We start from the raw sequence: 13833 nt of genomic DNA, 5'->3' as shown, positions 1-13833 counted from the left end.
TTCGGGGAACAGCTTGGGACGAGGCGCAGCGATTCAGCCCGGCAGTCGTGCGCTGACGAGGCACAAACTGCGGTGCTGGCGAAGCTGAATAAGGGTGTGAGAGGTTTTCATGCCTTCAACCCTAACCGCGAGGGGAGAGGATGGCAAGCAGTCGAAAAAAATTGAGAGGAATACTCGAAATACTGGATTTTGCAGAATTTTATTGCTTGTAAGTCGGCGTTTCTTGTTGATGTTTGCGTGAGGTTAGATTGGGGCGCAATTGATGTTGATCGGGTGTCAGCAATATTTTCGGATTGGATAGACCGCATTCGCGGGCAAGCCCGCTCCCACAGTGTCCGTGTCGTTCACGAATATTATGTACACCCGAGAAACCTGTGGGAGCGGGCTTGCCCGCGAAGAGGCCAGTGGCCTCAACACAAATTCAGGGCTGAAATGCCCCAATGAAAATCGCCGGATCCACCCGCGCATCGTTCAGGCTGATGTTCCAGTGCATGTGCGGCCCGGTCGCCCGGCCGGTCGAGCCGACCTTGCCCACCACCGCGCCCCGGGCCAGTTGATCGCCGACCTTCACCTCGATTTTCGACATGTGGCAGAACATGCTGATAAAGCCCTGTCCGTGATCGACAAACACCGTGTTGCCGTTGAAGAAGTAGTTGCCGGTCAGAATCACCTTGCCCGCCGCCGGGGTCTTGATCGGCGTGCCGGCGGGCACTGCAAAGTCGAGGCCGGCATGAGGGTTGCGCTCTTCACCATTGAAGAAGCGGCGCACACCGAACTTGCTCGACAGCGGCCCGTTGACCGGTTTGTCCAGCAGCAGGTTGCTCGGGGTGTTCGGGCTGAAGCTGCGGTAAGCCTTGATCTGCTCGGCCAGTTCGCCCTCGATGCGCTTGAGATTGGCCGGGTTCGGATTGACCTGTTGAGTGTTCTTCAGGGTGATGTGCTGTTCCGGGTATTTCTTGTTGCCAACCGTGAACGGCAGATTGCGCCCACCGCTGCTGATCTGCTGGCTGCCGGGTTTGACCGTCAGCGGCACGCCGACAATCGCCAGCCAGTTGTTCTGTTCTTTCACCACCAGCACCGGTTTGCCCTGATAGGTGGCTTTTGGTGCCTGCGCAGCGCTGCCCAGATCGACCACCGCGACGCCGCCCGGCACCGGTTTGTTCAGCAAACGGGTGATGTAGCTGTCGGCGTGGGCGTTGAAGGAGGTCAGGCACAGCAACAATAACGGAGCAAAAAAACGCGGCATGGATCAGTCCAGTAGAGAAAGGGTGACAGGCGTCAGGTGGTTGTCCTCGACGCGCACTTGCAGTTCGCCTTCGCCCAGTTTTGCCTTCAGGCGTTGACCGGTGTGGGTCTGCGCGGCGTTGCGAATGGCGTGCCCGCGCTCATCGAGCAGAATGCTGTAACCGCGGCCGAGAGTCGCCAGCGGACTGACCACATGCAGCGTCTGCATCTGGCTGTGCAATTGCAGGCGACGGCTTTTCAGACCTTCGCGCATGGCTCGCGGCAGACGTTCGGCGAGGCTGTCGAGGCGCTGGCGCAGCATCGCCAGTTGGCGTCCCGGGTGTTGCCCGGCGAGGCGGGTTTCCAGACGAATCAGGCGTTCGCGGCGGGTATTGAGCTGGCGCTCGAAAGCCCGGCGCATGCGCATGTCCAGGTCATCCAGGCGTTGCGCTTGCTGACGCAGGCGTTCGCCGGGATGACGCAGGCGGCGGGCCATGCCTTCCAGGCGCAGACGATCGCGCATCAGCCGGTCGCGCATGCGCATTACCAAACGCCGGTGCAGACTTTCGACCTGACGGATCAGGTGGCTCGAATCCGGGGCCAGCAGTTCGGCGGCGGCGGAGGGCGTTGGGGCGCGCACGTCAGCCACGAAGTCACTGATCGACACGTCGGTTTCATGCCCGACGGCGCTGACAATCGGCGTCACGCAGGCATCGACCGCGCGGGCCACGGCTTCTTCGTTGAAGCACCAGAGGTCTTCCAGCGAACCACCGCCACGGGCGAGGATCAGCGCGTCGAAACCACGGGCGTCGGCCAGTTTCAGCGCGCGGACGATTTGCGCCGTGGCTTCGCGGCCCTGCACGGCGGTCGGGATCAGCGTCAGTTGCACCTGCGGCGCCCGGCGGCGGAACACGCTGATGATGTCGCGAATCACCGCGCCGGTCGGCGAACTGATGATGCCAATGCGTTGCGGATGCGCCGGCAACGGCACTTTGCGTTCGGCACTGAACAGACCTTCGGCGCTGAGCTTTTCCTTCAGCGCATCGAAGGCCAGGCGTAGCGCGCCGTCACCGGCCGGCTCCACGGTATCGAGAATCAGCTGATAGTCGCCACGGCCTTCGAACAGCGAGACCTTGCCGCGCACCTTCACGGCCAGACCGTCCTTCAGCGCCTGACGCACCCGCGCCGCATTATTGCGGAACAGCGCGCAACGCACCTGCGCCCCGCTGTCTTTGAGGGTGAAATACACGTGACCGGACGCCGGGCGGGCGAGGTTGGAGATTTCGCCTTCGACCCAAATGTTGCTGAACACGTCTTCGAGCAACACCCGCGCGCGGCCGTTGAGCTGGCTGACGGTCAGGACTTCACGGTCCAGGCCAAGTCTTGCAAAGGGATCTTTAATCATGGGGCGCAGTTTAAAGGCATTGTCGCCGTCATTGCACGATCCCTGTAGGAGCTGTCGAGTGAAACGAGGCTGCGATCTTTTGATCTGGTTTTTTTGAGATCAAGATCAAAAGATCGCAGCCTTCGGCAGCTCCTACAGGGGGTGGGTGAAGGTCTGGATGAAGTGTTGAATCAGTGGCGTGGGATTCTGGCGATAGGCGAGGGCGACGGTGCTTTGGCAATCGTGATCGCTCAGCGGCAGAAATCGTACGCCGACTGGAGCAATCTCCTGCATTGATTCGGGCAGTAGGGCGATGCCGAATCCAGCCTGGATCAACTGCAACTGCGTAGTCTTTCGCGACATCACCCGCGCCGCTTTGGGGAAAAAGCCCTGACGCATGCACAGGTCGGCACACAAATAGCTGAGCCCGCCACGCTGCGGATGCGGGATCGAGATAAACGGCTCGTCCTTCAGTTGCGCCAATTCGACAGCGGCCGAATCGGCCAGGCGATGATCGTTCGGCACCGCCAGCAGCAGGCGCTCGGTGAACAATGGCACAACCTGAATACCTTCACGCTGACGCAACACCGGCAGGCGCAACAGGCCAATGTCGAGGCGTCCTTCCGCGAGTTCCTCAAGCTGCGCCTCGGAGGACAGCTTGCCGATGTCGAGCGACACGCCCTGCTGCTGATCGAGATAAGTGCTGATCCGACGTAATAAATGCCCGTTGATCGACACGGTGCTGGAATGACTCAGACGCAGCGTGCCCAGTTGTCCGTTACCGACTTCGGTCGCCATCGCGCTGGCTTTGCTCAGTTCGTTGAGCAGGTTTCTGGCCCGGGGCAGAAACGCCTCACCCGCCGCTGTGAGCCGGGGCTGGCGTGCGGTGCGTTCGAACAGCGCGGTTTGCAGGCGGGTTTCCATGTCCTTGATCTGCCTGCTCAGGGCCGACTGCGCGATGAACAGGCGTTCAGCCGCAGCACTGAAGCTGCCGCACTCGGCGATTTCCACGAAGTAGCGCAGTTGTCGGGTAGAAAGCACCAGGTATTCCTTTTCGAGATGAGTGAGTGGCTTTGAACATATTAGTCGCAAGGCTTGGCGCTGGCTAAAGTCATCACAGGCTTATAAAGGAAGCGAACCGATGAGCGTGGCGGGGTTGTTGAGCGAGTGGACGTGGGGCGCGGGCGGCTGGGCGGTGATCGGGCTGGGCATCGCACTGGCCTATATCGTGTTCGGGATTGCCGGGTTCGGTACCGCACTGGTCGCGGGTCCGATTCTGATTCTGTTCATGCCGTTGTCGAAAATCGTGCCGCTGCTGGTGCTGCTGGATTTCGTCGCGGCGTTCGGCAACCTGCTGCCCTCGCGCCGGGATGTGGCCAAGCCCGAGTTGTTGCGGCTGCTGCCGTGCATGGCGGTGGGGTGCACGTTGGGGGTGATTTTCCTGCTTAACCTCAAATCCGATCTGTTGTTGCTGTTGATGGGGTTGTTCATCAGCACTTATGCGGTTTACAGCCTGTGGGTGAAAACCCGGCCGACGCAGTTGTCTGCCGCATGGGCGCTACCGATGGGCACGGTAGGCGGGCTGTTTGGCGCGCTGTTTGGCAGTGGCGGCTTTCTATATGCGATCTATCTCAACAGCCGCCTGCCCAAGGACGCGGCGCGGGCCACGCAAAGTGCGCTGATCAGTTGCAGCACGGTGGTGCGTTTGAGCCTGTTCGCCATCGCCGGGGTGTATGCCGAGCTACCCTTGTTGATGCTGGCGCTGTGTCTGTTGCCGGCCATGGTGCTGGGCCTGTGGATCGGGCGGCGGTTGACGATGCGCTTGTCGCGCGAGGCGTTTGTGCGATTGGTGACCTGGCTGGTGCTGGCGAGCGGGATTGCGTTGATCGGGCGCTACATTATTAGTATGGCGTGAGCACTTGACCGGATTTCGTCAGGGATTAAGCTGCCGGCCTTCAGGGCTCCTTCGCGAGCAAGCCCGCTCCCACAGGGAATTGCATTTCAATGTGGGAGCGGGCTTGCTCGCGAAGGCGTCAGAAGCCATACCGCAGGACTTTCCATGAATTCGCAAAGCATCATCGTCCCGAAAATCTCCACCCTGCCGGTCCACGAACCCCGGGCCCGGGCGATCGTGCGCTGGCTGGTGCGCAAGAACATCATCGAAGAACAGCTGACTACCTGCGGCCGCACCGGCAACCGCATGGCCCATGCGATTGCCGACGGCGCGCGTGCGGTGGTGCTGCACCCCGAGGCGCTGCCCTTCGGTGAGCCGGTCAATGGACTGGAGATCATCGTCAAGCGCTGCATCTACACGCCGGCCAAGGGCTTTCTCGAAGAAGCCGGGTGCGCCGAGTGCCGCCGTGAAGTCGGCGAAGCGCTGTTCGAAAGCCTGGAAGACTGGTTTCCAGGCCGCACCGACAACTTCACCTGCCCGGAATGCGGGCATGAAGACGACATCAACGGCTTTCTGTTCTTGCAGGAATGTGCGTTTTCCAACCTCGGCTTCATCTTCAACAACTGGCTGGAAGCCGGGTTCAAGCAGAGTTTTATCGATGAGTTCGCCGATTGGCTCGATCAACCTGTCAGCTGGGTAAAAGTCGAACTCTGACCTGCATTCGGCCCTGTAGGAGCTGCCGAAGGTTGCGATCTTTTGACCTTGTTTTTTTAAAGACAAGATCAAAAGATCGCAACCTTCGGCAGCTCCTACAGAAAACAGCGGGCCCGTACATCAATTAGGCTGAGTTTTACATTGAACAGCAGGGGGTGTCTGACTATAATGGCGCGCTTCCATTTTCCCGCTCGGGAGCCCCCGCGATGCTGCGTATCAGCCAAGAAGCTCTGACATTCGACGACATTCTCCTAGTGCCTGGTTATTCCGAGGTGCTTCCTAACGAAGTCAGTCTCAAGACCCGCCTTACCCGTGGCATCGAGCTGAATATTCCTCTGGTTTCTGCCGCCATGGACACCGTCACTGAAGCCCGTCTGGCAATCGCCATGGCTCAGGAAGGTGGTATCGGTATCATCCACAAGAACATGACCATCGAGCAGCAAGCTGCCGAAGTGCGCAAGGTCAAGAAGTTCGAAGCCGGCGTCGTCAAGGATCCGATCACCATCGAGGCTGATGCCACGGTGCGTGACCTGTTCGAATTGACCCGCATGCACAACATTTCCGGCGTTCCGGTGCTGCACGATGGCGACCTGGTCGGCATCGTCACTTCCCGTGACGTCCGCTTCGAAACCCGTCTGGAAGCCACCGTGCGTGAAGTGATGACGCCTAAAGAGCGTCTGGTCACCGTGCGTGAAGGCGCCGACAAGAACGAAGTCCGCGAGTTGCTGCACAAGCACCGCCTGGAAAAAGTCCTGATCGTCGACGACAAATTTGCCCTCAAAGGCATGATGACCGTCAAAGACATCGAAAAAGCCAAAGCCTACCCGCTGGCCAGCAAGGACGATCAAGGTCGTCTGCGCGTTGGCGCTGCCGTCGGTACCGGGAAAGACACCGGTGACCGCGTTGCCGCGCTGGTCAACGCCGGTGTGGACGTGGTGGTGGTCGACACCGCACACGGTCACTCCAAGGGCGTGATCGACCGCGTTCGCTGGGTCAAAGAGAATTTCCCTGAAGTGCAGGTGATCGGCGGCAACATCGCCACCGGCGCAGCCGCCAAGGCCCTGGCCGAAGCGGGTGCCGATGCGGTCAAGGTCGGTATCGGCCCAGGCTCGATCTGCACCACCCGTATCGTCGCCGGTGTCGGCGTGCCGCAAATCAGTGCCATCGCCAACGTCGCCGCTGCCCTTGAAGGCACTGGCGTGCCGTTGATCGCCGACGGCGGCATCCGGTTCTCCGGTGACCTGTCCAAGGCCATCGTAGCCGGTGCGTCCTGCGTGATGATGGGTTCGATGTTCGCCGGTACTGAAGAAGCGCCGGGCGAGATCGAACTGTTCCAGGGCCGTTCCTACAAGGCTTATCGCGGCATGGGTTCGCTGGGCGCCATGTCTCAGGCGCAAGGTTCTTCCGACCGTTACTTCCAAGACTCCTCGGCAGGCGCCGAGAAGCTCGTTCCGGAAGGGATCGAAGGCCGTGTGCCGTACAAAGGCACCCTGACGGCGATCATTCACCAATTGATGGGTGGTCTGCGTTCCTCGATGGGTTACACCGGCAGCGCCAACATCGAAGAAATGCGCACCAAGCCTGAGTTCGTGCGGATCACCGGTGCCGGTATGGCCGAATCCCACGTTCACGACGTGCAGATCACCAAAGAAGCGCCAAACTACCGCGTAGGTTGATGCTTCAAGCAAATCGTTAAGCAACCGGGGCTGTTTTATTCAGCCCCGAGTTGTTTCTGAATCACGACTGTTTCTGAATTACTTAGACGAGACTGAATCATGGCCCTCGACATTCACGCTCACCGCATCCTGATCCTCGACTTCGGTTCGCAATACACCCAACTGATTGCCCGCCGCGTGCGCGAGATCGGTGTGTATTGCGAGCTGCACCCGTTCGACATGGACGAAGAGGCGATCCGCGAATTCGCACCGAAAGGCGTCATCCTCGCCGGCGGCCCCGAGTCCGTGCACGAAGCCAACAGCCCGCGCTGCCCACAGGCAGTCTTCGATCTGGGCGTGCCGGTCTTCGGTATCTGCTACGGCATGCAGACCATGGCCGAGCAACTGGGCGGCAAGGTTGAAGGTTCCGAGCTGCGTGAGTTCGGTTACGCCCGCGTTGACGTAGTCGGCAAGAGCCGCCTGCTCGACGGCATCGAGGACCATATCGACGCCGACGGCCTGTTCGGTCTCGACGTGTGGATGAGCCACGGTGACAAGGTCACCAGGATGCCGGAAGACTTCCACATCCTGGCCAGCACCCCAAGCTGCCCGATCGCCGGCATGTTCAACGACGAGCGCGCTTACTACGGCGTGCAGTTCCACCCGGAAGTGACCCACACCAAGCAGGGCGGTCGCATCCTCTCGCGCTTCGTGCTCGACATCTGCGGCTGTGAAGCCCTGTGGACTCCGTCGAAGATCGCTGAAGACGCCATCGCCAACATCCGCGCACAGGTCGGCACCGACAACGTGCTGCTGGGTCTGTCCGGCGGCGTTGACTCCTCGGTGGTTGCGGCGCTGCTGCACAAAGCCATCGGCGACCAACTGACCTGCGTCTTCGTCGACAACGGCCTGCTGCGTCTGCACGAAGGCGAGCAAGTGATGGCCATGTTCGCTGAGAACATGGGCGTCAAGGTGATTCGTGCCAACGCTGAAGACCAGTTCCTCAACAACCTGGCCGGCGAAGCCGACCCGGAGAAGAAGCGCAAGATCATCGGCCGTACCTTCATCGACGTGTTCGATGCCGAATCCTGCAAGCTGGACAACATCAAGTACCTGGCGCAGGGCACCATCTACCCGGACGTGATCGAGTCGGCTGGCGCGAAAAGCGGCAAGGCGCACGTGATCAAGTCGCACCACAACGTGGGCGGCCTGCCGGAAGAGATGAACCTGAAACTGGTCGAGCCACTGCGCGAACTGTTCAAGGACGAAGTCCGTCGTCTGGGTCTGGAACTGGGCCTGCCGTACGACATGGTCTACCGTCACCCGTTCCCGGGCCCGGGTCTGGGCGTACGCATCCTCGGTGAAGTGAAGAAGGAATACGCCGACCTGCTGCGTCGCGCCGACCATATCTTCATCGAAGAACTGCGCAAAGCCGACTGGTACCACAAAGTCAGCCAGGCCTTCGTGGTGTTCCAGCCAGTGAAATCGGTTGGCGTGGTCGGCGACGGCCGTCGTTACGCCTGGGTCGTGGCTTTGCGTGCCGTGGAAACCATCGACTTCATGACCGCACGTTGGGCACACCTGCCTTACGAACTGCTGGAAACCGTCTCCGGCCGCATCATCAATGAAATCGAAGGTATTTCGCGCGTCACTTACGACGTGTCGAGCAAGCCGCCGGCGACCATTGAGTGGGAGTGATCCCGCGCAAGCCGTGAAGGCTTGAGCGCTGCAACCGAAAAGCCGTGTGAAATTCGTTTCACACGGCTTTTCTGTTTTTGCGTTACAGCGGTTTTGACCATCCGCCCAGTTGCATGCCCAAATCGTCCAGCGCTTGCAGCAGCGCTTTCATGCTCGGGTAGCGTTTACCGCTCACCGAAGGCCAGCCGGGGCGTTCGATGTAGAAGTGCTTGCCGTCTGTGTCGATGACGGTCCGCACCAGTTCTCGCGAACGACTGCGGTGCACGATGAACGTCAGATTGGGTTGTTGCTTCAGGGAGTACATGCCATGGCGAGGTAACAAGGTTTCGAATTCGGTCATGGTGTGCGCGGTCCAGGGTGTTTCGATTTGCAGGCGCAAGTCGCCTCTGACCAGCGCGGAACGATCGTGCGCCGTACCGCCCAGGGGCAGGATTCTCCCGGGATCGACTTCAATGCCCCGTGAAGTCCCTTCGGCGACATCCTCGACGCGAATGCCGATTGCCTCTTCCAGTTCGCTGACGCCGGCAACCCCATCAAAAGTGTTGGAGTGAGAGTTGCCCATCAGCGCCACCCATTTGTGCGCGCCGCGTGCGGACTGATCGGCACGGATCATCAGACGCGCGAAGTAATTCATCATTTTCTGCCGCGCGGTGTTGTTGCCCGCAGGCAAGTCCATGCCGTTGAGTCGGTAACTCGCCATGCAATCGATGGCTTGTACATGGATTCCCTGCTTTCTGGCTTCCTTGACCAATTCCAGGAACGTGTAGCGCTCCAGCGGATCGGTCATGTTGCCGACGTCGAGTGCCTTGAGATAGGCCTCGAGTTTTTGCGGCATGTTGCCGGTGCGGAAGAACTCATCCAGCGCGGCTTGATGGAAGTCGGTCAGCAGGTGCTCCATGTACAGGCTCTTCACCTGTTTGCTGGCGAGCAATTGCATGTTCTCGATCAGCCATTGCTTGCTGCCGATGGCCGTGTGGCTCTCGCCGATGACCAGGCCCCGGGCATGTTCGAGGATTTTCTCGATAATTTCTTCGGCGGTCGCGTCTGCCGCCAGGGCGGGCACCGGAGGACGATCGGGCAGGCGCAGCGTGCTGAAAAAATCCAGTGCATCGTGATACAGGCGTTTGCGGATGACCTTGAAGTCGCGGTAGGCATCGAACTCGTTCAGGCTGTCGTATAAATCGCGCAAGGCCTCGTCATTCAGCCCGGCCGCGCCTTCCTCCAGATGCGCCTTGAGCGGTGCGGGTAAGTCGTATTGCGAGGCGGGCAGGGCGGTCAGCGGGCTGCGGCTGCTTGATCCGGCCAGGCCCGAAAACTTGCCGCCGCCGCTGAGTCCTGCGCGGGGCATGGTTTCCCATTCACTCTCAGGGTTCAGGCGTACCGGGATCGAGCGAGTAAAACCGTGGGGGTGCTCGGGATCGATGACCGCCCAGTGTCCGCTGCCATTGATGTCGGCTTCGTAGCGTACGTAATAGGCGGTGTCATCCATCAGGATGGCGGTCGAGGGGTTCGAATCGAGCAGATAAATGCCCTGGAATTTTCCGGGCTCGCTCACCGGCGTAATGCCGTCGAGCAACTCATTGGCTTGCCAGCTCGGCGGAATGACCGGTCGCGGGGTGTGTTCAATCAGGGGCGTGGCAATCGACGGCTGAGGCCCAGCCATCGGCGTCCCGACTTTATCGGTTAGGTCGCTCATCTCCGCCGCTTCGGCGGCATCCACCTCGGGTCCGACCTCGGCCAATGATCCCGGGCCCTTGAGTGCCAGCAGATTGAACAGCATGTCGATGCCGCTGAGCACCGCGCCGACAATCCCGGCCTTGCGCTCGGCGGCAGTTTTGCCATTGACCGCCTGATCGATGTTCAGCCCCATGTTGGCAATGCTGGCGCCGATCACCGGCAATGCAATTGGCCAGCCGACCACGGCCATTGGCCCGAAAACCTTGACCCCGGCGCTGAGATAGCCGATCCACAGCTTCTTGCGCAGGTCGCCATTGGAGGTCAGGGACAGGCTGGCCTCGGCAAACATCGCCGCACGGGTCGAGTCAGTCAGCCAGGTGAAGGCGTCGCCACTGACCGCGCGGTTGTCCTGATTGATCAGCGAATGATCGTAGCGGCCCCACGTAGCCACCAGGCGATTCATCAGGTCACCAAGATTGGCGCTGATCTGCTGCCGGTCGGCCAGCGAGAAATGCGCAAGGAATGTCTCGCGGGCGGCGGGTGTGTTCATCCTCTGCAGGATCCAGAAGTGCAGGTCGGTGGCGCTTTCCAGTACATGGAATGCATCGCTGTTGCCGGGCAGGTAGAGGATCTGCCGACCCTGGGGCATGACGAAACGCAGGGCGTTGGTAGCGGCGTAACCGGCAATGTCCAGCGTGCGCACACTGTCCGGGCAAGGGTGGCTGGTCTGCAGCATTGGCAGGCTGACTGGCCACGTCAGCGAGCCGATCACCGCTTGCGTGACGAACAGGAAATCCTCGTCACTCAACTGTCGTTTGTCCCGTGCCTGCAACGCTTTGATCAGGAAGTTGCACTTGGCCAGGGTACGAAAGTCGCTGCCGCTGGTATTCCAGAAAGCGTTCAGTTGAGCGTCGTACAGTGCGCTGAAGTCGATGCTCCAGAAGTCTTTGAGCACATCGTTGCCGTGCAGGCGCACTTCATTGCGTTCATCGAAGGTGTGGGCATCGGGACCGGCAGTGTAGAAACCGCCATAAACGTCGAGCAGGTCGGCGTTGTCCTGATCGGCGACGCGGAAGCGGTGAATCACCAATTGGGTCAGGGTCATGCTTGACGTGGGCGTGGCGTGCACATGCTCCCAGCCGGTGAAGGCATTCGAGCTGCTTTGCGAGGCGTCGAAGCGGTGGAAATACACCTGATCCGGGTCGAGGCCGTGGACCTGGTATTTGATCAACAAGTCGCTGGCGACCTGTCGAGCAGCGTCCTGCAGGCTCGGGCAGGTCTGGATGACGGTGGCGGCAATCGCCTTGAGCGTGGCCTTGTCGGTGGCGTTGGGCATCGGGTTGGGCATGTGTTCAGGCTCTCTGTCCTTGAAAAAACGGGTGGCACAGGATGGCCCGGCTGTTCGCTGCATGTGCACTACATAGTTATGTCACTTGATCGATCGAAATCGTGTACGCGCGAGGCGCAACTGCGTCCATCCGCCGCGCTGCCCTTACTGTTTCGCAATTGCAGGTGTATCGTATTTGCCTTTTGCGGGCCCGGTGCCCGACGCAGATACGTGAGGTAGTTGAGTTCATGTCCTTTACCCGTCGCCAAATCCTCGGTGGCCTGGCCGGTCTTGTTGTCGTTGGTGTCGGGGCGGGAGGTGCGTCGCGTTACTGGCTGGGCAAGATGGCCGACGCTGACGCGGGCCACGACTACGAGCTGATCGCGGCGCCACTGGACGTTGAATTGGTGCCAGGGCACAAGACCGAGGCGTGGGCTTTCGGCCCATCGGCGCCGGGCACCGAACTGCGTGTGCGTCAGGGCGAGTGGCTGCGGGTGCGTTTCATCAACCACCTGCCGGTGGCGACCACCATTCACTGGCACGGCATCCGTTTGCCGCTGGAGATGGACGGTGTGCCGTACGTCTCGCAATTGCCGGTGCTGCCCGGTGAATACTTCGATTACAAATTCCGTGTGCCGGACGCCGGCAGCTACTGGTATCACCCGCACGTCAGCAGCAGCGAGGAGCTGGGGCGCGGGCTGGTCGGGCCGTTGATTGTCGAAGAGCGCGAGCCGACCGGTTTCAAGTACGAAAAGACCCTGAGCCTGAAGAACTGGCACATCGACGAGCAAGGCAATTTCGTCGAGTTCAGCATCCCCCGTGAAGCGGCGCGTGGCGGTACGGCGGGGCGCTTGTCGACCATCAACGGCCTGCCAACGCCGGTGATCGAGTTGCCGGCGGGGCAGATCACCCGGGTACGTTTGCTCAACCTCGACAACACCCTGACCTATCGCATCAACATCCCCGGCGTTGAAGCGCAGATCTATGCGCTGGACGGCAACCCGATCGAGCCGCGGCCGCTGGGCAAGGAATACTGGCTCGGCCCCGGCATGCGCATTTGCCTGGCGATCAAAGCGCCGCCGGCCGGTGAAGAGTTGTCGCTGCGCAACGGCCCGGTGCGTCTGGGGACTCTGCGCTCGGTGGCCAATAACGATGCGCCGACCGAGTGGCCGAAAGCCTTGCCCGCCAACCCGGTGGCCGAGCCGGATCTGGCGAATGCCGAGAAACTCAACTTCAATTTCGAATGGGTCGGTTCAGTGTCGGTGAATGTCGACAACGGCAAGCCGCCGAGCCTGTGGCAGATCAACGGCAAGGCTTGGGACATCACGGACAAGACCTGCGCCGATCGGCCGATTGCCAGCCTGAAGCTGGGCCAGAGCTACATCTTCGAACTGAAGAACATGACTCAGTATCAGCACCCGATTCACTTGCACGGCATGAGCTTCAAAGTGATTGCGTCGAACCGGCACAAGATCACGCCGTACTTCACCGACACTTATCTGCTGGGCAAGAACGAGCGTGCGCAAGTGGCGCTGGTGGCGGATAACCCGGGGGTATGGATGTTCCATTGCCACGTGATCGACCACATGGAAACCGGCCTGATGGCCGCCATCGAGGTGAAGTGATGCGTCAGATTCGCCCCGCCGCGATCATCGACCGCAGCCGTGACCGCGATTTCATGCGTGAAGCCTTGAGCCTCGCCGCCCAGGGCGCAGCCCTCGGTGAAGTGCCGGTGGGCGCGGTGCTGGTGCAGGACGGCGAAATCATCGGGCGTGGCTACAACTGCCCGATCACCACCAGCGACCCGAGCGCCCACGCGGAAATGGTCGCGATCCGCGCTGCTGCCCAGGCCGTAAACAACTATCGCCTGCCGGGCAGCACGCTGTACGTGACGCTGGAACCGTGCAGCATGTGCGCCGGGCTGATCGTGCATTCACGCATTGCCCGGGTGGTGTATGGCGCGCTGGAGCCGAAGGCCGGGATTGTGCAGAGTCAGGGGCAGTTCTTTACCCAGGGCTTTTTGAATCACCGGGTGTTGTATGAAGGTGGGGTGCTGGCGGAGGAGTGTGGGGCGGTGCTGACCGAGTTCTTCCGCGCCCGCCGAGCAAAAAGCCCCTCACCCTGACCCTCTCCCGGAGGGAGAGGGGACTGACCGGGTTGGATGGGCGAGATCCGCCGACCTGAGTTATCGAGTCGAACTCAGGGCCCCAAGATCGGCTCCCTCTCCCTGGGGAGAGGGCTGGGGTGAGGGGGGAGTTCA

10 protein-coding genes are annotated in these 13833 nt (G+C 60.8%); 6 read left to right on the top strand and 4 right to left on the bottom strand.

Annotated elements, in window-relative coordinates; genetic code table 11:
- Window positions 1–421 precede the first annotated feature (421 nt).
- The 3 genes from JN524_RS07480 to JN524_RS07470 form a co-directional block, all read right to left on the bottom strand.
- On the bottom strand, window positions 422–1246 hold the full coding sequence (locus JN524_RS07480; protein ID WP_202368974.1) for a peptidoglycan DD-metalloendopeptidase family protein: 825 nt from the start codon (window positions 1244–1246) through the stop codon (window positions 422–424).
- 3 nt (window positions 1247–1249) lie between these two features.
- Entirely contained in the window at window positions 1250–2629 is a 1380-nt protein-coding gene (gene xseA, locus JN524_RS07475; RefSeq protein ID WP_027612127.1) for an exodeoxyribonuclease VII large subunit, read from the bottom strand.
- A 132-nt stretch (window positions 2630–2761) separates the two neighbouring features.
- Entirely contained in the window at window positions 2762–3649 is an 888-nt protein-coding gene (locus JN524_RS07470; RefSeq protein ID WP_202368973.1) for a LysR substrate-binding domain-containing protein, read from the bottom strand.
- 100 nt (window positions 3650–3749) lie between these two features.
- On the opposite strand from JN524_RS07470, the gene JN524_RS07465 reads away from it, so the two are divergent.
- The 4 genes from JN524_RS07465 (at window position 3750) to guaA (ending at window position 8569) form a co-directional block, all read left to right on the top strand.
- Window positions 3750–4523, top strand: coding sequence for a sulfite exporter TauE/SafE family protein (locus JN524_RS07465; RefSeq protein ID WP_202368972.1), 774 nt, complete (start codon window positions 3750–3752; stop codon window positions 4521–4523).
- Window positions 4524–4667: 144 nt separating this feature from the next.
- The gene (locus JN524_RS07460; RefSeq protein ID WP_096795528.1) at window positions 4668–5216 is read left to right on the top strand and encodes a sugar ABC transporter ATPase; all 549 of its coding nucleotides are present in this window, start codon (window positions 4668–4670) and stop codon (window positions 5214–5216) included.
- A gap of 206 nt (window positions 5217–5422) precedes the next feature.
- A complete protein-coding gene (gene guaB, locus JN524_RS07455) occupies window positions 5423–6892 on the top strand; it encodes an IMP dehydrogenase (RefSeq protein ID WP_027612123.1) in 1470 nt (489 codons plus the stop codon).
- A 99-nt stretch (window positions 6893–6991) separates the two neighbouring features.
- On the top strand, window positions 6992–8569 hold the full coding sequence (gene guaA, locus JN524_RS07450; RefSeq protein WP_150368528.1) for a glutamine-hydrolyzing GMP synthase: 1578 nt from the start codon (window positions 6992–6994) through the stop codon (window positions 8567–8569).
- 82 nt (window positions 8570–8651) lie between these two features.
- On the opposite strand, the gene JN524_RS07445 is transcribed toward guaA, so the two are convergent.
- On the bottom strand, window positions 8652–11594 hold the full coding sequence (locus JN524_RS07445) for a membrane-targeted effector domain-containing toxin (RefSeq protein ID WP_202368971.1): 2943 nt from the start codon (window positions 11592–11594) through the stop codon (window positions 8652–8654).
- Between the two features lie 227 nt (window positions 11595–11821).
- On the opposite strand from JN524_RS07445, the gene JN524_RS07440 reads away from it, so the two are divergent.
- Window positions 11822–13198: a multicopper oxidase family protein gene (locus JN524_RS07440; RefSeq protein WP_202368970.1), complete on the top strand. Its 1377-nt coding sequence runs from the start codon at window positions 11822–11824 to the stop codon at window positions 13196–13198.
- Window positions 13198–13698 (top strand): tRNA adenosine(34) deaminase TadA, encoded by a 501-nt coding sequence (gene tadA, locus JN524_RS07435; protein WP_202368969.1) that lies wholly within the window; start codon window positions 13198–13200, stop codon window positions 13696–13698. Before JN524_RS07440 ends, tadA begins: the two co-directional genes overlap by 1 nt.
- The last annotated feature ends 135 nt before the right edge of the window (window positions 13699–13833 follow it).

Origin of the sequence: Pseudomonas sp. MWU318 (genome assembly GCF_016756945.1) — a bacterium.
Lineage (GTDB): Bacteria > Pseudomonadota > Gammaproteobacteria > Pseudomonadales > Pseudomonadaceae > Aquipseudomonas > Aquipseudomonas putida_A.
This window is presented reverse-complemented; position numbering and strand designations above follow the sequence as displayed.